Source organism: Serratia sp. BNK-10 (genome assembly GCF_047456065.1).
GTDB classification, from domain to species: domain Bacteria; phylum Pseudomonadota; class Gammaproteobacteria; order Enterobacterales; family Enterobacteriaceae; genus Serratia; species Serratia ureilytica.
The window spans coordinates 1,756,367-1,777,767 of the sequence record NZ_CP179894.1 but is presented as its reverse complement, the minus strand read 5'-3'; the positions used below and the strand labels follow the sequence as shown (position 1 = coordinate 1,777,767).

General features: G+C 57.3%; 27 protein-coding genes. 10 read left to right on the top strand and 17 right to left on the bottom strand.

Going from position 1 to position 21,401, the window contains the following annotated elements; genetic code table 11:
- Positions 1 to 61: 61 nt before the first annotated feature.
- The 3 genes from ACMGG9_RS08665 to ACMGG9_RS08655 form a co-directional block, all read right to left on the bottom strand.
- Positions 62 to 1,102, bottom strand: a complete 1,041-nt coding sequence (locus ACMGG9_RS08665) for an ABC transporter permease (protein ID WP_033652114.1) — start codon at positions 1,100 to 1,102, stop codon at positions 62 to 64.
- Between the two features lie 15 nt (positions 1,103 to 1,117).
- Positions 1,118 to 2,602, bottom strand: a complete 1,485-nt coding sequence (locus tag ACMGG9_RS08660; RefSeq protein ID WP_033642731.1) for a sugar ABC transporter ATP-binding protein — start codon at positions 2,600 to 2,602, stop codon at positions 1,118 to 1,120.
- Positions 2,603 to 2,677: 75 nt separating this feature from the next.
- Complete coding sequence (locus ACMGG9_RS08655) at positions 2,678 to 3,607, bottom strand: sugar ABC transporter substrate-binding protein (RefSeq protein WP_033652022.1); 930 nt, start codon at positions 3,605 to 3,607, stop codon at positions 2,678 to 2,680.
- A gap of 496 nt (positions 3,608 to 4,103) precedes the next feature.
- On the opposite strand from ACMGG9_RS08655, the gene ACMGG9_RS08650 reads away from it, so the two are divergent.
- The 3 genes from ACMGG9_RS08650 to dcuR all read left to right on the top strand — a co-directional run bounded on the left by ACMGG9_RS08650 (position 4,104) and on the right by dcuR (position 7,397).
- Entirely contained in the window at positions 4,104 to 4,946 is an 843-nt protein-coding gene (locus tag ACMGG9_RS08650) for a class I fructose-bisphosphate aldolase (RefSeq protein ID WP_033642729.1), read from the top strand.
- A 125-nt stretch (positions 4,947 to 5,071) separates the two neighbouring features.
- A complete protein-coding gene (locus ACMGG9_RS08645) occupies positions 5,072 to 6,685 on the top strand; it encodes a sensor histidine kinase (protein ID WP_414162077.1) in 1,614 nt (537 codons plus the stop codon).
- Complete coding sequence (dcuR, locus tag ACMGG9_RS08640; RefSeq protein ID WP_033642727.1) at positions 6,678 to 7,397, top strand: two-component system response regulator DcuR; 720 nt, start codon at positions 6,678 to 6,680, stop codon at positions 7,395 to 7,397. The genes ACMGG9_RS08645 and dcuR overlap by 8 nt, the downstream gene beginning before the upstream one ends.
- A 37-nt stretch (positions 7,398 to 7,434) precedes the next feature.
- On the opposite strand, the gene ACMGG9_RS08635 is transcribed toward dcuR, so the two are convergent.
- The 6 genes from ACMGG9_RS08635 to fabV all read right to left on the bottom strand — a co-directional run bounded on the left by ACMGG9_RS08635 (position 7,435) and on the right by fabV (position 11,371).
- On the bottom strand, positions 7,435 to 7,770 hold the full coding sequence (locus ACMGG9_RS08635; RefSeq protein WP_197751894.1) for a hypothetical protein: 336 nt from the start codon (positions 7,768 to 7,770) through the stop codon (positions 7,435 to 7,437).
- Between the two features lie 33 nt (positions 7,771 to 7,803).
- A complete protein-coding gene (locus ACMGG9_RS08630) occupies positions 7,804 to 8,229 on the bottom strand; it encodes a hypothetical protein (RefSeq protein ID WP_050440156.1) in 426 nt (141 codons plus the stop codon).
- A 61-nt stretch (positions 8,230 to 8,290) separates the two neighbouring features.
- Positions 8,291 to 8,590 (bottom strand): hypothetical protein, encoded by a 300-nt coding sequence (locus ACMGG9_RS08625; protein ID WP_033642724.1) that lies wholly within the window; start codon positions 8,588 to 8,590, stop codon positions 8,291 to 8,293.
- A gap of 637 nt (positions 8,591 to 9,227) precedes the next feature.
- Positions 9,228 to 9,443: a helix-turn-helix domain-containing protein gene (locus tag ACMGG9_RS08620; protein WP_025302459.1), complete on the bottom strand. Its 216-nt coding sequence runs from the start codon at positions 9,441 to 9,443 to the stop codon at positions 9,228 to 9,230.
- Positions 9,444 to 9,450: 7 nt separating this feature from the next.
- On the bottom strand, positions 9,451 to 10,014 hold the full coding sequence (locus ACMGG9_RS08615) for a DUF2975 domain-containing protein (RefSeq protein ID WP_033642723.1): 564 nt from the start codon (positions 10,012 to 10,014) through the stop codon (positions 9,451 to 9,453).
- 157 nt (positions 10,015 to 10,171) lie between these two features.
- Positions 10,172 to 11,371 (bottom strand): enoyl-ACP reductase FabV, encoded by a 1,200-nt coding sequence (gene fabV, locus ACMGG9_RS08610; RefSeq protein WP_033642722.1) that lies wholly within the window; start codon positions 11,369 to 11,371, stop codon positions 10,172 to 10,174.
- 276 nt (positions 11,372 to 11,647) lie between these two features.
- Between fabV and ACMGG9_RS08605 the strand changes: the two genes are divergently transcribed.
- On the top strand, positions 11,648 to 12,424 hold the full coding sequence (locus ACMGG9_RS08605) for a DUF4225 domain-containing protein (RefSeq protein ID WP_197845149.1): 777 nt from the start codon (positions 11,648 to 11,650) through the stop codon (positions 12,422 to 12,424).
- Entirely contained in the window at positions 12,424 to 12,726 is a 303-nt protein-coding gene (locus ACMGG9_RS08600; RefSeq protein ID WP_072627800.1) for a hypothetical protein, read from the top strand. Before ACMGG9_RS08605 ends, ACMGG9_RS08600 begins: the two co-directional genes overlap by 1 nt.
- Positions 12,727 to 12,776: 50 nt before the next feature.
- On the opposite strand, the gene ACMGG9_RS08595 is transcribed toward ACMGG9_RS08600, so the two are convergent.
- Complete coding sequence (locus ACMGG9_RS08595) at positions 12,777 to 13,127, bottom strand: DUF4377 domain-containing protein (RefSeq protein WP_089191555.1); 351 nt, start codon at positions 13,125 to 13,127, stop codon at positions 12,777 to 12,779.
- A gap of 248 nt (positions 13,128 to 13,375) precedes the next feature.
- On the opposite strand from ACMGG9_RS08595, the gene ACMGG9_RS08590 reads away from it, so the two are divergent.
- Both ACMGG9_RS08590 and ACMGG9_RS08585 read left to right on the top strand, forming a co-directional pair.
- Positions 13,376 to 13,720, top strand: coding sequence for a hypothetical protein (locus tag ACMGG9_RS08590; RefSeq protein WP_033642719.1), 345 nt, complete (start codon positions 13,376 to 13,378; stop codon positions 13,718 to 13,720).
- A gap of 74 nt (positions 13,721 to 13,794) precedes the next feature.
- A complete protein-coding gene (locus ACMGG9_RS08585; protein WP_004940942.1) occupies positions 13,795 to 14,013 on the top strand; it encodes a hypothetical protein in 219 nt (72 codons plus the stop codon).
- On the opposite strand, the gene ACMGG9_RS08580 is transcribed toward ACMGG9_RS08585, so the two are convergent.
- From ACMGG9_RS08580 to ftnA, 5 genes are all read right to left on the bottom strand, one after another.
- On the bottom strand, positions 14,010 to 14,414 hold the full coding sequence (locus ACMGG9_RS08580) for a hypothetical protein (RefSeq protein ID WP_187048805.1): 405 nt from the start codon (positions 14,412 to 14,414) through the stop codon (positions 14,010 to 14,012). The two genes, ACMGG9_RS08585 and ACMGG9_RS08580, sit on opposite strands and share 4 nt — an antisense overlap.
- Positions 14,415 to 14,902: 488 nt before the next feature.
- The gene (locus tag ACMGG9_RS08575; RefSeq protein WP_016928154.1) at positions 14,903 to 15,244 is read right to left on the bottom strand and encodes a YebY family protein; all 342 of its coding nucleotides are present in this window, start codon (positions 15,242 to 15,244) and stop codon (positions 14,903 to 14,905) included.
- A gap of 69 nt (positions 15,245 to 15,313) precedes the next feature.
- The gene (gene copD, locus ACMGG9_RS08570) at positions 15,314 to 16,195 is read right to left on the bottom strand and encodes a copper homeostasis membrane protein CopD (protein ID WP_164120395.1); all 882 of its coding nucleotides are present in this window, start codon (positions 16,193 to 16,195) and stop codon (positions 15,314 to 15,316) included.
- A 2-nt stretch (positions 16,196 to 16,197) separates the two neighbouring features.
- On the bottom strand, positions 16,198 to 16,614 hold the full coding sequence (gene yobA / locus ACMGG9_RS08565) for a CopC domain-containing protein YobA (protein WP_046686875.1): 417 nt from the start codon (positions 16,612 to 16,614) through the stop codon (positions 16,198 to 16,200).
- Between the two features lie 293 nt (positions 16,615 to 16,907).
- The gene (gene ftnA / locus ACMGG9_RS08560) at positions 16,908 to 17,426 is read right to left on the bottom strand and encodes a non-heme ferritin (RefSeq protein WP_033642716.1); all 519 of its coding nucleotides are present in this window, start codon (positions 17,424 to 17,426) and stop codon (positions 16,908 to 16,910) included.
- A 340-nt stretch (positions 17,427 to 17,766) separates the two neighbouring features.
- Here ftnA and ACMGG9_RS08555 point away from each other — a divergent pair, with 340 nt between their 5' ends.
- Positions 17,767 to 17,997 (top strand): DNA polymerase III subunit theta, encoded by a 231-nt coding sequence (locus ACMGG9_RS08555; RefSeq protein WP_033642715.1) that lies wholly within the window; start codon positions 17,767 to 17,769, stop codon positions 17,995 to 17,997.
- A 31-nt stretch (positions 17,998 to 18,028) separates the two neighbouring features.
- On the opposite strand, the gene pip is transcribed toward ACMGG9_RS08555, so the two are convergent.
- Positions 18,029 to 18,982 (bottom strand): prolyl aminopeptidase, encoded by a 954-nt coding sequence (pip, locus tag ACMGG9_RS08550; protein ID WP_414162076.1) that lies wholly within the window; start codon positions 18,980 to 18,982, stop codon positions 18,029 to 18,031.
- A 177-nt stretch (positions 18,983 to 19,159) separates the two neighbouring features.
- A complete protein-coding gene (gene dksA / locus ACMGG9_RS08545) occupies positions 19,160 to 19,585 on the bottom strand; it encodes an RNA polymerase-binding protein DksA (protein WP_033652008.1) in 426 nt (141 codons plus the stop codon).
- Between the two features lie 369 nt (positions 19,586 to 19,954).
- On the opposite strand from dksA, the gene ACMGG9_RS08540 reads away from it, so the two are divergent.
- Positions 19,955 to 20,701 carry a carbon-nitrogen hydrolase family protein gene (locus ACMGG9_RS08540; RefSeq protein ID WP_414162075.1) on the top strand — a complete coding sequence of 249 codons (747 nt, stop codon included), beginning with the start codon at positions 19,955 to 19,957 and terminating at the stop codon, positions 20,699 to 20,701.
- A gap of 26 nt (positions 20,702 to 20,727) precedes the next feature.
- On the top strand, positions 20,728 to 21,396 hold the full coding sequence (gene exoX / locus ACMGG9_RS08535) for an exodeoxyribonuclease X (RefSeq protein ID WP_033644251.1): 669 nt from the start codon (positions 20,728 to 20,730) through the stop codon (positions 21,394 to 21,396).
- Positions 21,397 to 21,401 lie beyond the last annotated feature (5 nt).

The following is a 21,401-nucleotide window of genomic DNA, read 5'->3' as shown; positions in this document are numbered from 1 at the left end:
TGTCCCCCCGGGTAAAAAAACGCCGCCGGCCAACCTTGGCGCCGGCGGCAATTCACGGCAATCAGTGTTTTTTGCGGTTGCGACGCATGTCGATCGACACGGCGGCGACGATAATCACGCCTTTGATGATGTCCTGAATGTAAGAATCGACGCCGATAAAGGTGAAGCCGCTTTTGATAAGGCCGAGGATCACCGCGCCGATCAGCGTGCCGGTAATGCGCCCGACGCCGCCCATCAGGCTGCTGCCGCCGATCACCGCCGCGGCGATGGCGTCCAGCTCATAGGACATGCCCATGCTCGACTGGCCGCTGCTGACGCGCGCCGCCAGCACCACGCCCGCCAGTCCCGCCAACCCGCCGGCGATGGTGTAAACCGTCACCAGGTACTTATTGACGTTGATGCCGGAAACCCGCGCCGAGGTCATGTTGCCGCCGATGGCGTAGATGTATTTGCCATAACGGGTGTGCTTCAGCGCGATGTGGAAGATCACCGCGATCACCAGGAAGATGATCACCGGCATTGCGCCCTGGCCGATCGCCGTGAAGCCATCCGACAGGAAGCTGACCGGGTTGCCCTTGGTGTAGTACTGCGCCAGACCGCGCGCCGATACCATCATCCCCAGCGTGGCGATGAACGGCGGAATGCCGGTGCGGGTGATCAGGAAGCCGTTGATAAAGCCGCAAACGATGCCCACCCCGATCCCCGCGCCGATCGGGATCGCCGCCGGCAGATCGAGCAGCCCCGGATACATCGGCGAGATGCTGTCCGAGGTCTGCGCCAGGCTGGCCGCCACCACCGCGGTCAACGCAATCAGCGAACCGGATGAGAGATCGATGCCGGTGGTGATGATGACCTGGGTGACGCCCACCGCGATGATGCCGATGATCGCCACCTGCAGCACGATCAGCAGCAGGCGGTTCGGGTTAAGCAGGAACGACTGATCGCGCATGTACCAGCCGAGGATTTCGAAGATCAGCGCAATGCCGAGCATCACGATGAAAATACCGGTGTCTTTCGGCATTTTGCCGCTCAGCCCGGAGAACAGCGATCCCTTGCCCGTTGAATCGGCGGAGAGCGGCTTCTCAATCTTTACGTTACTCATGATGTTCACCCTTCGTTATTCTGAGGCCAGCGCCAGGATCTTTTCCTGGTCCGCGTCGTCTTTGTCCAAAATGCCGGTGATGCGGCCGCCGTGCATCACCATCACCCGATCGCTCATGCCGAGGATCTCCGGCAGCTCGGAAGACACCAGAATGATGGCGACGCCGCGGTTGGCCAGCTCGCTGATCAGGCGGTAGATTTCCGCTTTCGCCCCCACGTCGATGCCGCGCGTCGGTTCGTCGAGTATCAGGATTTTCGGCTGCGCCAGCAGCCAGCGCGCGATCAGCACCTTCTGCTGGTTGCCGCCGCTGAGGTTATTGATGATCTGATCCATGGTCGGCGTTTTAATGTTGAGCTTCTTGATCTGCGCCATGCAGTCTTTGGCCATCTGCACATGGCTGACGAAGCCGTTCTTGCCGATGTATTCCGACAGGTTGACGATGCTCATGTTTTCGACCACCGACAGCACCAGAAACAGGCCGGACTTCTTGCGATCTTCGGTGAGAAACGCCAGCCCGCTCTCGATCGCCTTCGCCGGGGAATCCACCTTCACCGCCTGGCCTTCGATAAAGATCTCGCCGCCGTCCGCCGGGTGCATGCCGAACAGGCTTTCCATCACTTCGCTGCGTCCGGCGCCCACCAGCCCGGCGACGCCGAGGATCTCGCCGCGTTTGACGCTGAACGAGACGTCGTGGAACCAGCCGCTGCGGCGCAACCCGGCCACCCGCAGCACTTCCTCGCCGATGTTGTTGTTGAATTTGGGAAACATCTGCGTCAGCTCGCGCCCCACCATCATGGTGATCAGCGACTGTTTGGTCAGATTTTCGGTTTTGTCGCAGGCGATGAAGGTGCCGTCGCGGAAAATGCTCACTTCGTCGGTGATGGCGAAGATTTCGTCCATCTTGTGGCTGATGTAAATGATGCCCTTGCCCTGCTCGCGCAGCTCGCGAATGATGGCGAACAGGTGCACCACTTCACCTTCGGTCAGCGCCGAGGTCGGCTCATCCATGATCAGCACGTCGGCGTTGTAGGATACGGCCTTGGCGATCTCCACCATCTGCTGGCTGGCGATGCTCAGTTCGCCCACCAGCGTTTCCGGCCGCAGTTTGATGTTCAGCCGCGCCAGCAGCTCGCGGGTTTGTTCATTCAGCTGTTCGTGGTTGACGAACCCCAGCCGCGCCGGCTCACGCCCCAGCCAGATGTTTTCCGCCACCGTCATGTAGGGCACCAGGTTCAGCTCCTGGTGAATCATGGAAATGCCCGAATGCAGCGCCTGCAACGTGTCGCTGAAGGTCACCGGCCGGCCTTTGATTTTGATCGAGCCCTCATCCGGGTGATAGATGCCGATAAGGCATTTCATCAGCGTCGACTTGCCCGCGCCGTTTTCGCCCATCAGCGCATGCACGCTGCCGGGTTTGATTTTAATCGAGACCTTATCCAGCGCTTTGACGCCGGGGAACTGCTTGCTGATGCCTTCGGCCTCAAGAACATAAGGGTACATACCGCTTACCTCCGCACTGACCCACGTTTTCTGCCGCGGGCGCTCAGGTGGAGCGCCTGCGGCAGGCTTCAAGGCTTATTTTTTGTTTTTATCGGCGAATTGCTGGTAATTGGCCTGGGTGATCAACTGATAAGGGATCAGCACGTTGCTCTCCACCTTCTCGCCTTTCACCAACTGAACGGCGGTTTGCACCGCGCCTTCGCCCTGGCCTTTGGCGTCCTGGAACACGCTCAGCGCCAGATCGCCTTTTCTGATGAATTCCAGCGCATCGGGCGTGCCATCCACGCCGGCCACCCGCACGCCGGACTTTTTAGCCTGCTTGAGCGCCAGGATGGCGCCGATGGCCATTTCATCGTTGTTGGAGGCGATGGCGTCGATCTGCTGGCCGGTCAGCACCCAGTCAGTGGTGATATCCACCGCATCTTTACGCGTCCACTTGGCGGTTTGCTTATCGACAATCTTGATGCCGGGATAGTTGGCCGCCACCTCTTCCACGCCGCGGGTGCGGTCGCGGGTCGATTCATTCGACAGTTCTCCCATCAGGATCATCACGTTGCCCTTGCCGTTCATCAGCTTGGCCAACGCTTCCATCTGCAGTTTGCCGGCCAGCTTGGAATCGGAGCCGACGTAGGCCATGCCGGCCGGGAGCGTCACTTCCGGCTTGCGGTTGACGAACACCAGCGGGATCTTGGCGTTCTCGGCCAATTTGATCATCGGCTTGACGCCCTGGGTATCCACCGGGTTGAGGATGATGGCGTCGACGCCCTGGCTGACGAAGTTTTCGATTTGTTGAATTTGCTGCGCGATGTCGCCCTTGGCGTCTTCGAACTGGCCGCTGACGTTGCCGTCGGCTTTCATTTTGTTTTGCATCGACTGGCGCAGAATGGTGAGGAAGTTGTCATCGAAGTAAGCCATGGAAACGCCGATCTTGATGTCTTTCGCCAACACGCTGGCCGGCAGCATGCACATCAGTACGGAGGCGGCGATCAGTTTCTTCAGCTTCATGTTCGTTACCCTTTAATCGTTAGAATGAAGTGGTCTGTTGATTGACAGCTAATGAAAGATATTTTTTACATTCAAACAACATTACGGTCGGTGTTATCCCTTTGATACGGCGAAATTACCGCGTTATCCCCGTATTAAGGCCGTGAACAAAATGGTGATCGATATCTCAAAACAGATTAAAAACAATCAATTGAAATAAACCCCTGGCAGAGCAAGCCGCGTCTTCGCCGCTTTTTTAAATGTTTATTTCATAATTGAGATTATTGAAACTTTTTAACCCAAACAAGCGAAACATGCGTTTTGGAATGGCTTATTAACAAAAACATGACACGGATCTAACAAATGCAGTGAAAGCCATCGGGTAACGCGCCCCGCGCGTGCGCCACGCCGGGCGTCGGCAAAAACTGCGAGCGGGCGCGCAGTTTGCGGTTTCCGCGTTTCCCGACCATCCTTACTCGGCAATAATGGACATATCCCTATCTCAGGAGGACCTGACATGCAGCTCAGCAGTAAGGTGCGGATGAACCGCCTGTTCAATAACGGCAAGTGCCTGGATGTGGCGATCGATCACGGCATCGCCAACGAACCGGATTTCTTAATCGGTCTGGAAGATATCGAACGGGTGATGGGCAACCTGATCGCCGCGCGCCCCGACGCCATTCAGGTCAACTACGGCCAGGCGGAGCTGCTGCAGCGCGCGCCGCAGCGCGAAAAGCCGGCGCTGGTGATGCGCACCGACGTCGGCAACGCCTATAACGCAGCACGCCACCGTGAGATGTGGGCGGTGTTGCACAACCCGGAAGCGCCGATCCTCGCCGCGCTGCAAATGGACGCCGCCGCGGTGGTGGTCAATCTGTATATGATCCCGGATGAACCCGGCATTTTCCGCCAGTGCGTAGAGAACATCGGCCGCCTGCGCCACGCCTGCGATCGCTACGCCATGCCGCTGATGATCGAACCGCTGGTGATGGCCCCGGCCGGCCAGGGCGCCGCCTACGGGTCGCTCGGCGACGTGGAAAAGATCGTGCCGCTGGTGCGGCTGGCGCGCGAACTGGGCGCCGACATCATCAAGGCCGACCCGACCGAACGGGTGGAAGATTTCCACCGCGTGGTGGAAGCGGCGCGCTGCCCGACGCTGGTGCGCGGCGGCGGCAAGGGGGAGCTGGGCCCGGTGCTGGAGAAATCCGCGGCGCTGATGGCCCAGGGCGCGTCCGGCATGGTCTATGGCCGCAACGTCTATCAACACAGCAATCCGTCGCAGGTGGTGCGCGCCCTGATGGCGATCATCCATCAAGGCGCCAGCGGCCAACAGGCGCTGGAGATCTACCACCAACAGTGACCCGCTTTTGTAACTAAAATAACCCCTTCGCGACCCGGCAGCATGCTATAACCTGCTGCCGGTAACTGCAGCTTGCCTCATTCCTCGCTAGAATACGCCGTGATATCGCCATTCGGAGAACCGCCATGCCAAAACAACGGGTGCCGCTCAAGCTGAGCACCTCCATCACGCTGATGGTGTCCGCCATCATCGCTTCGGTGCTGCTGGTGGTGTTCGCGCTGTTTTTCGTGCAGATGAGCCGCGAAGGGCAAGATCAGCTGCAGCAAAAAGCCATCGCTATCGCCAACACGCTGGCGCTCTCGAGCACCGTGATAGACGGCCTGCAGCGACGCGATCAAAGCGGCGCCGTGCAGCGCTTCGCCGAGCAGGTGCGCCATCAAAACGAGCTGCTGTTCGTGGTGGTGGTGGATATGCAGGGCATCCGCTATTCGCATCCCAAACCCTGGCTGATCGGCAAACATTTCATCGGCGAAGATCTGGCGCCGGCGCTGCAGGGCAACGTCAACAGCGCTATCAACCGCGGCACGCTGGCCCCGGCGCTACGGGTGTTCGTGCCGGTGTATGACGAGCAACGGCGGCAAATCGGCGTGGTGGCGCTCGGCATCGCGCTGGACACCGTGCAGCGGGTGGTGGCGGAAAGCCGCTGGATCATCTATTGGACCATCGCCTTCGCCGCGCTGGTCGGCAGCCTGGGCACTTTTTTCCTGGTCTCCGCGCTCAAACGCATCATGCTGGGTTTCGAGCCTTACGAAATCTCCACCCTGTTCGAGCAGCGCAACGCCATGCTGCAGTCGATTAAAGAAGGCGTGATCGCGGTCGATAATGATTCCCGCATCACCATCGTCAACGACGAGGCCAAGCGCCTGCTGCGCCAGAGCGGCCCGGTGGAAAACCTGCTGCTGGACGCCGCCAGCAAGCATTGGCCGGCGCAGCTGCATCTGGCGGAAGTGCTGGCCAGCGGCAAGCCGCTGCGCGATCGACAGATCAGCTTCAACGGCAGCGAACTGCTGACCAATACCGTGCCGGTGATCGTCAACGGCCAGGTGACCGGCGCCATCGCCACCTTCCGCGACAAGACCGAGGTCAGCCGGCTGCTGCAGCGCCTGAGCGGCATGGCGCACTACGCCGATGCCCTGCGGGTGCAGTCGCACGAATTTATGAACAAGCTGCACGTGATACTCGGCATGCTGCACATGAAGGCTTATCAGCAGTTGGAAAACTACATCATCAATACCGCCAGCAACTACCAGGAAGAGATCGGCGCGCTGCTGCGCAAGATCCACTCGCCGGAAGTGGCGGGCTTCTTCATCGGCAAGATCAGCCGCGCCCACGAAGCCGGCATCGAACTGACCATCGAGGAAACCAGCCTGCTGCCGGAAACCGACGACGCGGAAACCACGCACGTGCTGATCAGCGTGCTCGGCAACCTGATCGAAAACGCCATCGACGCCATCGACGGCGTTGAAGGCCACGAGATCGGCCTGAGCTTCCATCACCACGACGATCAATTACACTGTATCGTCAGCGACGACGGCCCCGGCATCGATCCGGCGATCGCCGCGCACATCTTTGAACACGGATTTTCCACCAAGGGAACGGGACGCGGCATCGGCCTTGCGCTGATCCGCAGCCATCTGGAGAAACTGGGCGGCGGCATCGATGCCGAGTCCGAACCGGGCGAGCTGACCCAATTTTTCGTGCACCTTCCCTATCAGGCCAAGAGCGAAACCCATGATTAACGTACTGATTGTCGACGACGACCCGATGGTGGCGGAGCTGAACAAATATTACCTGAGCCAGATCGGCGGTTTTCACTGCCAGGCGACGGTCGCCACCCTGGGCCAGGCGCGCGCCCTGCTGGCCGACGCCAGCGTCAGCATCGATCTGGTGCTGCTGGATATCTACATGCAGCAGGAGAACGGGCTGGACCTGCTGCCCGGCCTGCGCGAGCTCGGCGAGAAGACCGATGTGATCATCATTTCTTCCGCCAGCGATGTGAACACAGTGCAAAAGGCGCTGCACTACGGCGTGGTGGATTATCTGATCAAGCCGTTCCAGTTCAGCCGCTTCAAAGAGGCGCTCAGCCACTATCGGCAACAGTCGCAGCTGCTGGCGCAGCGCGAGTTTTCACAAGCCGACGTCGACAGCCTACTGCGCCGCCAGCCCGGCGGCCAGGAGAGCAAAAAGCTGCCGAAGGGCCTGACCAGCATCACCCTGAGCACGGTCTGCGAGTGGATAGAACAGCAGCACGACAGCGAATTCTCCACCGACAACCTGGCCAACGCCATCGGCATTTCGCGGGTGTCCTGCCGCAAGTACCTCATCTATCTGGCGGAAAGCGGCATTCTCGGTACCCGCATTCTGTACGGCGCGACGGGCCGCCCAGTCTATCTGTATCAGCTGAAGCCGGATGCGATCGCCATGCTGAAAGAGCATTGCCGCCCGGCATAAACGACGCCGGGCGCTGCAAGCGCCCGGACGTTGAAAGCTAGAAGTTGTACATGTAACACCTCGCCTCGCGGTGAGGATCTTTCGAGTGTATCCGCAGGCAGCGCCGCTTTTTCTGCTGTTGCTCCAAGTGACGCTGCTGCCGCTTGGCGGCTTCTGCGGCCTCGCGCTGCTGTTCGCGTGCAATCGCCTGCTCGTTGGCCTGCGTCAGGCTGTCGACATTCCACACCTTGTGGTGCAGCGCGCTGCGTTTTTTCTGGTACTCCTCGGGGACTTTATTGTCCTTCGGTGGCGCCGCGTGGTATTCCAAATCCACCCGCGCCTGCGCAAAGCAGGCGCAACACAGGGCCACGCCGGCCAACACTAGCCTTTTCATCGATAAACTCCTGACAAATCCCTGTTCTCATCTTTAGCAATTCAGCGGCCGGCCATTCAGCCAGGCGCGGCAATAAACGCCGACAAACGGCCGATGCGGCCCCGTCAGAGACGTCCGCCGCAGACGCAGCGACAGGCATCGGACGATATCGGCCCCCTGCTCACAGGCCGATCGGGCGCTCTGATGCCCCTGCGCGGAAGGTCTCGCCGCTTCCTGCGTTTGCAACCGGATTTCCAACGCTTCCCGCTCCGCACGCAGCAGCGCCAGCTGCATGCGCTCCGCCTGAATCTGTTCAGCCAACCAAATATGCTGCAACAAGCCATCCAGCCGCGCCGGACACCCCGCCGCAGAGGGACTTTCCGTCGAGGCGCCGGGCGAGGAATGGCGATCGATGAACGCCTGACTGCAAAATGAGGCCAGCAGCGCCAGCGCCGCAGCGATTAACGAAGGTAGTTTCAATACACAAGCTCCATGAATAAGCCGACTGGGGCGCGCCGCGAAAAACGACGCAGAGAACCGTTCAACAGCCGTTGAGTGAAGACACCTGAGGCTCCGCGGGATCGGGCGCATGTTGCCCTCCCGTCGCCGGCGCTTTCGCGTTTTCGGCATCGCATTCCGCCAGACGCGCCAAGGTTTCGGCCTCATTCTCCGTGGGCGGGGTCGGCTCAGCCATCTCTTGTCGCAGGCCATGCGCCAGCTCTTTCAATTTCTTCTGAAACAGCACGGGAGAAATTCCCTCGCATTGCCGATCGTAACGGGCCGCATTTGCTTGCAGACTCAACAACGACATTATCAACATGGCGACAATACGCTTTGCCATTGAAAACTCCTGTAAGGATGTCTGGGTATGTTGATATATATTCAACAAGCAGAGATTCATCGTTTAAAGATAAATAACGCATCGGAAAAACAGAGTAGCGAATTAATAATAAACCGTTCCACAATATCTTTGAGATAACGTCTGCCGCCCCGCCGAATAAAGAGCGGCGGTTAGCGCCCCCCTATTTTCGACCAGTCCAGCGTACCGCCGATACCGACCCGGCCTTCATTCAGCACGGCAGCGGCGGATTCGCCGGCGATAATGCGCTGTTTCTGTTCTCGCGTTGCGGGCTGCGGAGTTCCCCAATTCCCCCAGTGAGTGGAGGAGGATGAGGATGAAACAGTGGGGTGAATGGCACTGCATCCGTTTAATACAAGACACAATGCCAGAAGAGAATTACGCCATGTCATACTATTTCCCTTAAAATAACGCTATTGGTAGTGACGGTAAATGAAAAACGAGTTTATTTAGTTTAATAACCTTCGCCGCATGCAATCGCCTGCGACAAAAAGAATACGCAAGTGTTAATCGCCCGTTATTTTAATTAACCTGAATCAAACAAATATCGTTCAATAAGACAACGCTAATCGCAGAAATGGGCCAGCAGGCTCAGCGCACTTCCGAGTGCGCTGGGATGTTACTCTTCGCCGTCCGGCTGCCAGGCCAACAGATCGCCAGGCTGGCAGTCGAGAATGCGGCAGATCTTGTCCAGCGTTTCCAGCCTGACTCCCTTGACCTTGCCGTTTTTCAACAGAGACAGGTTTTGCTCGGTGATCCCCACCTGCTCCGCCAGCTCCTTTGAACGCATCTTCCTTTTGGCCAACATGACATCAAGACTTACGATTATTGCCACTCTATTCTCACACGAAAGAAAGCTGTTCTTCATTCAGCCGCAACGCTTCCAGAAATACCCGGCTAAATACCAGGATTGCGCAGCCTACGATCAGCGAGCGCACCGACTCGCTATTGACGCCATAATAAAGGATAAACAGCATTTTTTCATCGGCGGTCAATACCATTACCTGCAGCAGACCGGCTAACGACGGGAACAACACATCGACGATCAGCAAGATGCCAATGATCTGCAACAGCACCATATTGTTGCGATGCCACACGTTGCCGCGGAAGAATTGATAAAACAGCCCGGCGCCGCACAGCAGCGCGCTGTAATAGGGCAAATAACCGAGCATGTCGATAACCAGCGTGGCGAACAGCGCCCAGCGTTGCTGCGGGATCGCGTAGGCGAGTAGCTCCGGGTAATATTCCCGGTAAGAGGCGACGATATCGCGATAGGCTACGCCCTGCAGCCAGTCCCGCACGATGATGAACATCTCAACGCCGGTGCTGACGATCAGCATCGCCATAATGAGCAAACACAGACAACGCACATACAGCGGCAGATGGATCCTTGGCGCAGCGCCCATAATTTTCTATCCCTTAATCAACAGCAATAAATTATCGTAAAACGATAATTTATTGCTGTCAATGATCAAGTGGACTGATGAGTCAGGCGGTGGTCGCCAACGCGCGGACAATAAAAAAGGCCGGGCTAACCCGACCTTGTTTGACCGCTCGACGCGCTTAGACCAGTTCGATCACATCGAAGTTGGCTTCGCCGCTCAGATCGGCATCGTAATCAACGCCCTGCAGACCGAAGCCGAACAGGCGCAGGAATTCCGCCTTGTAGCCCTGGTAATCGGTCAGTTCGTTGATGTTGCTGTCGTTAAGCTGCTTCCAGATTTCACGGCATGTTTCCTGCACTTCGTCACGCAGTTCCCAGTCATCCAGGCGCAGACGGTGTTTCTCGTCGGTATCCGGCGCCGCACCGCTGTACAGCTTGGTGGCGAACAGACGCTGGATCTGCTCGATGCAGCCTTCGTGAATGCCCTGCTCCTTCATGATCTTGAACACGATGGAGATATACAGCGGCATCACCGGAATGGCGGAAGAAGCCTGCGTCACCACCGACTTGAGCACCGCAACGTAAGCCGCGCCGCCTTTGGCCTGCAGCTTCTGGTTGATGGCGTGCGCCGCGCGATCCAGATCTTCTTTCGCCTTGCCCAGCGTACCGTGCCAATAGATTGGCCAGGTCAGATCGGTACCGATGTAGGAGTAAGCGACAGACTGCGCGTTATCCGCCAGCACGCCCGCTTCGTCCAGCGCGTCCATCCACAGCTGCCAGTCCTGGCCGCCCATCACCTTCACGGTGTCGGCGATTTCTTGCTCGTTGGCCGGCTCGACCACGGCCTCAACCAGCACGTCTTTGTTGGTGTCCAGCGCGACGGATTTGTACGGCTCGCCGATCGGCTTCAGTGCGGAACGCACCACTTCGCCGGTTTCCGGCATCTTACGCACCGGCGAAGCCAGCGAGTAAACCACCAGGTCAACCTGACCCAGGTCTTTCTTGATCAGATCGATAACGGTCTGACGGCACTCGTTGGAAAATGCGTCGCCGTTGATGCTTTTCGCGTACAGGCCTTCTTCTTTAGCTGCCTTGTCGAAACCGGCGGAGTTGTACCAACCGGCGGAACCGGTTTTGCCTTCGCTGCCAGGCTTCTCGAAAAATACGCCGATGGTGGCCGCACCGCTGCCGAAAGCGGCATTGATGCGCGAGGCCAGACCGTAACCGGTGGATGCACCAATGACCAGCACCTTTTTAGGCCCGTTTTTCAGTTCGCCGCGCGACTTAACGTAGGCGATTTGCTCACGGACGTTGGCTTCACAGCCTGCCGGGTGAGCGGTGGTGCAGATAAAACCACGAATTTTAGGTTTGATAATCATAGTAATTTTTTCTTGGTAGCTAAAAACCGAAGGACAATATACCTGATTTTCTCGATATACTTAAGAAAGTGCGAAAACAAGCGCAGTGAACAGACCAGTTTAGTCGAGGGATCAGGGTTGCCCAACTCCGCATCGTGATGCCTCCACGCGCCACGCTTCGCACCCTCAGCGCGTTCAAGCCTTCCCTCTTAAAATCAGCAAAAGTTGATCATGCTTCTGGCGTTGCGTTATGGTGTGGCTGTTTTTCGGTCGAAATCCAGGGAGGAACAAAGAAAAATGGATAATCCACTGTTACTAAAGGAACGTTTAAATACCTACTCGCAAACGATGGCTCGTCAACAAGGACGTATGCTTTTAGAACTCTCAGAGCGCGTTAATAGGGACTTTTTAAAAGATCGGACAGTCGGTAATGCCTTCAGACATGAGATGCACTGCTTTGTGAATGATAAATTGCAAAAATGCCAACAAGTAGGTGAAGCGGCGAATGTTGCAATGAGAGAAATGAAGCAAGAATATCAATCGCTTTCTGAGCAAGATCGCTTATTGCGAACTGACGCCGTGACACCTTATGCCGTAATGAGAAAGAAAGTCAGTCATGACGCCGTAGTGACCTACGTGTTAGCCGGCGTTGGCTTCCTCTCGGGAATAGCACAAATTTTACTCGGCGCGGGCTTGGATTGGACTGGCGTCGGAGCCATTCCAGGAACGTTACTTTTAATCAATGGCATCAATAATGTCTACGAAAACGGTTATACGCTGTTATTTGGCAAGAATACTATTGGTCCAGGCCGAATGATGTACCGTTCTGCGGCTTCAACGCTAGGCTATTCCCATTCAGCAGCAGACATGGCGTTAGGTGGCGTAGACTTACTGTTATCAGGCTATGGTTTACTAAAACTGTCGCTGAAACCAGAAGCCTGGCGATTATTTCGCTACATCAATACAGACTATATTCGCGGTTGGAGAAACATGGGAAGAACCAGCTTGATGCTTGAAGGTGGCGCAGATGTCTCAACCCTTAATTCCATTTATAAAGGCAGCCAGGAACAGTGATGGAACCAACTTTATATTATATTCTTTCTACTCTCGCTGCCGCGGCCTGTCTGGCCGTGAAATACGGCTTCAGACCGCCTCTGGGTTCCAAGGGTTATGTCGTTCTGGTTACGATATGTTTTTTAATCCTTTGCTGGCAATTTACCCTTTTTGCCAACGGCAACACGATGTTTATTGCTGGCTCTGAAACATGGGCCAAAGAAAATTGGCCTCTACGCTACTGTGCGCTGGGGTTTGCTCTTGCACATGCCTTCGCCACTTTCGAATCCTCCAAAAGAAAGAAAAAAGACAAACTTTCCTGAAAACGTCACCACCAAATGAAACGCCATTTGGTGGTGACGAGATAGATCCATTACGCCTTGTTCTTTTCCAGCTGCTCGATCAGCGTGTAACGCAGCGATGAGGCGTCGGCCGGTACGTTCTCCACCGGGGTGACGCGCACTTTCAGCCGATACTGATAGCCCGGTTCGAAGGTGAAACCCTCGATGCCGGTATAGAACAACTCCCACGGCTGATGCGCGGAGCGGCGCACCTGCATGCACTTCATCGGGCCGACGCCCACGCAGTCCACCAGCGCGCTGTTGACCAGCAACACTTCCGTTTGGTCTTCTTTCTCGTTTGCGGGTTGATTCATCGAGGTTCCTTCCTGGCTGCAGCCGGCCAGCGCGGCCAACGCAACAAATAACAACGCTTTAATTTTCAATGTACTGCACCAATAGTCATCCAGGGGCGCCATGCTAACAAATTAACCAGCTCAAGAGAACGGATAGCGATACGGATCCACACGCCCAAAATATCATTCCTCGGTGCTCTATCAGTCTGGAAAATATCGCAAAATAAACCCCCTGTTCTTATCCGAACCGGTAATTACCCCCGCTATTTTTTCTGTTAAAAACAGCTGGCTTGCGCAAGCTTTACTGAATTTAACTGAATCGATAAAGAGGGAATTTTATGCAAGAGATCGATGCCAAACACTTTCACCTGATCGCCGGCGCCGGTAACTTTGCCGACAACCGCGGCAGCAATGGCCGCGTCAACAACAACGGCGGCAACAAGAACGGGGGCGGGTCATCCAATCAGGGATTCTACGGCAAGCACACCTCGCCGGATTGCGTTAACGGCGTGATCACCGGTTCTCTGGGTGGCCTTGGCGGCCTGGCGGTAGGCGCGCTCAACGGCGGCTGCTTCAAGGAAGGCAGCAAAGGCGGCGGCAACGTCGGTATGGGGAAAGGCGGCAACAAAAACAGCGGCAGCAACTGCAATAGCAATAAAGGCGGCAATACCTGTTCGCGCTAAGCGGTTTTAATTAATCAAAGCCCCGGCTGAACCTCTCCGTTCGGTCGGTGCTTTCCGTATTTTTGGTGATAACCATGTTTAAACTGTTTCGTACCTTATGCCTGCTGCTCGGCTTCTGGATCGCCACCCTGCTGCTCAGCGGCGCGGGGGTCTCCTTTACCCACGGCTACGCCGCGCCTAAAAATCTGTCGCATTTCGTCGTCTCGCTGGTGGTGGTCGGCGCCATCCTGCTGTGGACCCATAAATTGCTGCGGTTCTTTTTTGCCGAAAAATTTGAGAAGAAACCGCGCTAAGCCGTGTTCTTATTGGGGGCGCCGCCCGCAACGATAAAACCGGCATCGCGAATCGCCGCCTTAACCTGCCTGGCGTCCATCACGGCCGTTTTCACATAGCCAAAAAAGGCCACCCGTGCGCTGGGCAAACGGATTGGCGTCGCCAGTTGGGCCATAAGATCACGATTGCGCTGCGCCATCAGCTCGGCGCGCGCATGCCAAAACGCGGTGGCATCGGCGCGTGTTTCAGTGACGGTGTCGAACCGAGACGCCAACTCGCTGAGCGCCTCCCACTCCGCCAACAGGGCGGCGACCACTTCAGGATTAGCCACCTGCTCCCAGTCAGAGGGTAAGGCCCCCTCACGCCACGCCTCGAGATAGCCGGGCAACATCATCTTTAATTGACTCAGTTGCTCGTTCACTGCGGATTACCTTTTATAGCGCCTGATGCCGGGATATTTCCCATAATGACACTCTCGAAACCGTTGATGGGAGCAATGGCCGAAGCTTATCAGCGCCATAGATGACGTAATGACTTTTGGTGCGGCCAAATTAGCGATAGGTGCGGTTGGGGAGTGAGACAGGAGCACGGGTTGATGGCTGTGACGCGAAAAGAGAAACGGGGATTGTTGCTGGCGTCTTAGGTGAAATTTACTTATAAATCAATCACACAAAAAAAGACCGAATACGATTCCTATATTCGGTCTAGGGAAATGGCTCTTGGGAGAGAGCCGTGCGCTAAAAGTTGGCATTTAATGCAGGGCTTGTTCAGCCGTGCACTTTAAGAGTAGCCTACCGCGCCAGTTTTGCCAGCCGCCCGGTGGCCGCGTGATAGTTTCGTGACGAAATAACTATGCGGCAAATGCGCATCAATCTGCGCGCGCTGGGCAAGGCGTTGGCAAACAAGCGGTTAGTCAGCGCACAGCTTCTCGGCGCGTTCGATAAACGGCGCCATGCTCATTTTCTTCCCCGGTTCAGCGGGATCGTCCAGCAGGATCACGTCCAGCGGCTGCGCGCGCTGATGGCCCTTCTTCACCTGCTGCTCCGCCGCGTCGTTGAGCGGGTATTGCATCAGGGTGCTGTTATTCAGCACGAACAGCGCGCCGCCGCTGCGGCACTGCAGCGTCACCTCTTCCTTGGTGAACGCCCACTGTTTGCCGTACTCCAGTTTGGTGATGTTAACCAGTTTGTCTGCCGCCAGCGCGCCGGTCGCGGTTGCCAGCAGCGTAATGCCGAGTAATACCGATTTCATGTGATGGCCTTAAGGTTGCTATTCGCGTCGATTTTCCCGCAGCTTGCCGGCCTGCGGCAAGCTGAAATGTCAAACCGGCGCATAGGTTGCAAATAAACTGACCAGCAGCAGCACCGCTATGCCCAGCCCGACTTCGAGCCAGCACGCCAGCACCACCCCGCGCTGCGCCAGCGCCGGTACGCGGCTCATCGCCGGCACGATGGCGTAGCGATTGGCCAGCGCCACCATCACCATCAGCGCCACCAGCGCGGTTTTGATCAGCAGCAGGCGCTGATAAGGCGAGCTGAGATTAAGCGGCCAACCGCCGAGTATGATCAGGCTGTTGACGATGCCGGTGACGATCACCGCCGCCACCGCCAGGTGCCCCCAGCGCGAGAAACGGATCAGCGTGGTGATGGCGTCGCTGCGCCACTGCGGCGGCTGCAGGTAGCGTAGGCAAACCAGCAGCGGCGCCAGACTGCCGAACCAGTAACCGGCGGCCAGCAGGTGCGCCGCATGGTTGGCGCGGTGCAGCGCGCCCAGCGCGCCTTCGTGCATCGCCGCGTGGCCGATGAACGCCAGGCTCACCAGCAGCAGCGCTGAGCACAGCGCCAACGCCTGCGCGCGCGGCCGTTCCGGTAGCAGCAGGCTCAGGATCGCCAGCAGCGACAGGCCCAGATGCCAGCGCCACACTTCGCCGAAGGTGGTGCCGAGCACCGCCCACCAAACCTCCAGCCGCCAGGCGTCTTGCCAACCGTCACCCATCTGCCCAGCCTGAATGGCCAGCAGCGCCACGGCGGAAAGCCCGGCAATCCAGGTGCCGGCAAGCAGCAGCGGACGCACATCGCGGGAGAGGATCGGGGAAAGGCGCTGCGGTGCCAATAAGGCGGTGAACAGACTGATGCCAAACATCAGCATCACCGCCGCAAAGTGCACCAAGCGACACAGAACGAACAGGGTCGCCAAACTCACGATCAGTTTACGGTGAAGCTGTACTGGCCTTTGGTTTTATGCCCGTCGACCGACACCACATGCCAGCTGACGTTGTATTTGCCCGCGCTCAGCTCGCCTTCGATCGGCACGTTGACCTGGGTGTTGTTGTTCGGATCGAGCTGCAGCTTGCCGGTTTTCACCACGGCGTTATCCGGGCCGGTGATTTTCACGCCGCTGAAGTTCGGCTCGATGCCTTCGGAGAAGCTGAGAGTCAGCGCCTTCGGCGCCGGGCTGACGCTGGCGTCGGCCTTCGGCGTTTCCACTTTCAGGTGAGCGTGCGCCAAGGCTTGCTGTGAAGACAGGCCAACGAACAGGACGAAAACGGTGGAAAGCAGGCGACAGGAGGAACGAATTTTACCGATCACAGTGGTATCCCTTAACAATATAAAGAGGGTCATAAGGGTTAAGGCCACAGCCAAGGCGATGTATCAGCGGCCCCAACCCACCGCAAATGATTGCGCCACGGGTAAACAGAAAAACGGGTTGTATCGGCTAACCCGCTGTTTTGACTCTACCATCCCTGTAGCGTATCGCGGTAAATCATAACGAGCACGCCTCAGCAAGTCGAGCGCATCACTGGCATTTTGCGATCCGGCAGCACGTATCGCCGCATAACCGCGATAAACGCAGGGTAAAAAAAACCGCGCGTCGGGTTTGCCCCGCGCGCGGTTTTTCAATGTTCAGTCAGGGATCAGGCCTGGCCGTTGCCGCCCTGGCCCATCGCGCCCATTTTCTTCAGGTCTTTGTCGATGAAGAACAGGCCTTTGCCGCTGGTGCCCACCAGCGCCAGCTTATCCAGCACGGATTTGAACAGTTTCTCTTCTTCGTGCTGCTCCGCCACATACCATTGCAGGAAGTTGAAGGTGGAGTAATCGTGCGAGGACATTGCCGCGTGCGCCAGCTCGTTGATCTGACGGGTGATCAGCTTCTCGTGTTCGTAGGTCTGTTCGAACACGTCCGCCAGCGACTCAAACGCCACCGGCGGGGCCGCGATGGTGCCCAGCAGCGGCAGAGAGCCGGTGTCGCTCAGGTAGTCGAACAGACGTTGCATATGCTGCATCTCTTCCTGAGAGTGCTCTTTAAGAAATGCGGCGGCGCCTTCAAAGCCTTTGTCGCTGCACCATGCGCTCATCTGCAGATACAGGTTGGCGGAGTAGAACTCCAGATTCAGTTGCTCATTCAGCTTTTGAGTCATTTCTTGCGTCAGCATAATGATTCCTTTTATTTTGCAGGTCATGAATTTAATTTCCGCGCATTATGCCTTGTCGCCGTAAAAATAAAAACACCTTATTTACATTCAAATCAAATCAATTATAAAAGCAAATTATATCAATAAGTTAAAATATCATAAAATCATTGGTAATTAACATGAGAATTATTTAGATCTTTTATTTTAATCAAAAAGCGAATCATTCTTATTTAAAAGAATAAATAGATTGCATTACTCTTGGATAAATATCGCCCGCCGCCGCGGCGCAACGGGCTTGCCAAGCGCCGCCGGGTGGATTACCTTCTGCGCAGATTCAATGCGGTAAAGTAAGGAGTATAAGGTGGGTTACAATCTGGCCGAGTTGTCCAAAGAAGAAATGGACAGGGTGAATGTGGATCTCGCCGCCTCAGGCGTGGCGTACAAAGAGCGTTACAACATGCCGGTGATCCCGGAAGTGGTGGAGCGCGAGCAGCCGGAGCCGCTGCGCGACTATTTTCGCGAGCGCGTGGCGCACTACCGCGCGGAATCCCACAAGTTTTCGCGTCTGCCTTACGAACCGAAGGCCAAATAACAAAACCCGCCGTTACGGCGGGTTTTTCGTGTCACTTGCCGGCGAATCGGTCGGTGGCGATCATCAGCTGGTGCAAAATGCCCGGTTCATCAAACGAATGCCCCGCCCCTTCCACGATATGCAGCTCCGCCTCCGGCCAGGCCGTGGCCAGATCCCAGGCGTTCTGCACCTGGCAGGCCATGTCATAGCGGCCGTGGACGATCACCGCCGGGATATGGCGGATCAGCGGCACGTTGCGCAGCAGTTGGTCATCGCTCTCCAGGAACCCCAAATGCGTGAAGTAGTGGTTTTCAATGCGGGCGAACGCCAGCGCGAAATCATCCTCGCCGAACGAAGCGGATTCACGGCTTGGCAACAGCGTCACCGTTTCCCCTTCCCACACGCTCCACAGTTTGGCCGCTTCGAGCTGCACCTGCGGATCGGCTGAAGTCAGCCGCTGCCGATAGGCGGCAATCACGTCTTTGCGCTCGTCATCCGACAGAATGGACAGCACGCGCTCCCACTTGTCCGGGAAGAAGCGCGAAGCGCCGTCCTGGTAATACCAATGCAGCTCCTGCTTGCGCAGGGTAAAGATACCGCGCAGCACCATTTCACTGACGCGCTCCGGGTGGGTCTGCGCATAGGCGAGCGCCAACGTAGATCCCCAGGAGCCGCCGAACACCAGCCACTGCTCGACGCCGGCCATTTCGCGCAGCCGCTCGATATCGGCCACCAAATGCCAGGTGGTGTTGTTGTCCAGGCTGGCGTGCGGACGGGAGCGGCCACAGCCGCGCTGATCGAACAGCAGCACCTTGTAGCGCTCGGGATCGAACAGCTGGCGATGATGCGCAGAAATGCCGCCGCCCGGCCCGCCATGAATGAAGACCGCCGGTTTACCGTTCGGGTTGCCGCTCAGCTCCCAGTAGATCCGGTGGCCATCCCCAGTGTCCAGCCAACCGCTGTCGTATGCCGCTAACGGCGGGTACAAACCTCGTAATTGTTCCATGGCGCTTTCCGTCTCTCTGTGAGTCATGCTTTCATCAAAGCGGAAGCCGCCCGGCAGGTCAACGGTAAAACCTGAAAACTCGAACGCGCGCCGGGAACTCGGCGCGCGTTTGCTCAAAATCGCAACGACCCGCCTGCAAAACACCCACAGGCCCGATCAGTTCACGCCTTGTTACGCCTACACGCCTTTACGCATATGCGGCTCGCGCATCTCCTGTGCGGTTTTCGCCTCGATGCTCAGTTCCGCCGTCGGGCGCAACATCAGGCGTGCCAAGCCGATGGGTTCGCCGGTTTCCCGGCAGTAGCCGTATTCGCCGTTCTGCAACCGCGCCAGCGCCGCATCGATTTTCGGCAGCAGGCGGCTTTCGCGATCCAACTGGCGGAACAACAGGCGCAGCTCTTCTTCGCGCGCCGCCTTGTCGGCTTCATCGCCCGTCGCTTCACCGCTGTCGATCGCCTTCTTCAGCTCATCGATGTGCAGCAGCAGTTTTTGCCGCTCATCCTGCAGCAGCTGGCGGAAAAAAGCCCGTTGAACCGAGTTCATGTAATCAGAATCCGGCATGGCCAGCAGTTGCTGCGCATCCGGTAATGTCATCACTGTCATTGCGTTCTCCGAACCCTAAAAGTGTAATATTATAACATAATAATTATTTTAAGCACCCGGTCATCCAAAAACAAAATTTCACGTGCAAACAGCCAGTTACATACTACTTGCACTTTGTCGCTTGCATCCTGTCGGCTTTAGGCGGTTAATGGCTGAGCAAGCCACCCAATCATAGGTAACGAGAGGCCATCATGAGTAAGGGAATGGATAGCAAAAAAAATGCGAAGAAGAAGCCGTTGAAAACCCCAGCAGAGAAACGTGCGGAGAAACGCGCCAAAAAAGCGCATCCGTCTGGTGAGTAAACGTCCTTCCATCCGTCATTAAACCCGCCAAGGCGGGTTTTTTATTGCCTCACTGGAGAGATGGCCAATGCCGTGCTTTACCCTCGCCGCAGCCCAATACCCCGCCGCTGCGGCCAATATCGCCTGCAACCTTGAACGTCACCTTGAATTTGTCGCGCAGGCAGCCGAACAGCAGGTGCAACTGCTGGTTTTTCCCGAACTGTCGCTAAGCGGCTATGAGCTGGCCGATGCCGCCGAGCTGGCGCTGACGCTGGACGATTCGCGTCTGCAACCGCTCACTGCGGCGGCGCAATCGCATCAGATGACGATCATCGTCGGCACGCCCTTGCGCAGCGGCCAGGCGCTGCATATCGCCGCCTTGATCTTTCACCCCAACGGCGCGGTGGCCGCCTATACCAAGCAACATCTGCACGGCGCGGAACAACAACGGTTCTTGCCCGGTAATGGCGGCACGCTGCTGGAAATACATCGGCAACGCATCGCGCTGGCTATCTGCGCCGACACCTCGCAACCCGGCCACGCAAGCGCCGCCGCGCTGGCGGGTGCGCAGATTTATGCCGCCGGCGTGCTGGTATCTGAAGCCGGTTACGCGAAAGACAGCGCCGCGCTGGCAGGCTATGCCCGTCGTTATGGCATGGTCACGCTGATGGCCAACCATGCGGCGCCGACCGGAGGCTGGATCCCGGCAGGCCGCAGCGCCATCTGGGATGAAACGGGAGCGCTTTTGGTTGCCGCACCGGATGACGCCCCTGGTCTTGTCATCGCCGACAAGACCCGCGACGGTTGGCACGGCCGCCTGTGCCGGTTAAGCTGAAGCTTGACGGCAACGCGGAGGAAAGCATGACGTTACGCGTAATAGATACCGAGACCTGCGGGCTGGACGGCGGCGTGGTGGAAGTGGCCTCCCTCGATCTGCTCGACGGCCAATTGACCAACCCGATGAGCGACCTGATCAGCCCGGACCGCCCCATCAGCCTCGACGCGATGGCGATTCATCACATCACCGAACAGATGGTGGAAGGCAAACCGCGCATTGCGGTGGCGATCGGCCGCTATCAGGGCAGCCCCTACTATGTGGCGCACAACGCCGCCTTTGATCGCGGGGTGTTGCCGGAGATGAACGGCGCCTGGATCTGCACCCTCAAGCTGGCGCGTACGCTGTATCCGGACATCAAGTACGGCAACCAGTATCTGCGCTACGCGCTGAATCTGGACGTGCAGCTGCCGGCAGACGCCACGCTGTACCCGCACCGCGCGCTGTATGACTGCTACGTGACCGCCGCGCTGCTGCAACGCATCATCAAAGATTCGGGCTGGACGCCGGAGCAAATGGTGCAGATCACCGAACAGCCGGTGCTGCTGAAGAAGTTCAAGTTCGGCAAATATCGCGGGCAGGAGATCGATCGCATCGCCCAGGAAGATCCTGGCTATCTGCGCTGGATGCTGAAATCCATCGACGATCTGAGCCCGGACATGAAACACACGCTGAAATACTATCTGATTGGCTAACACAG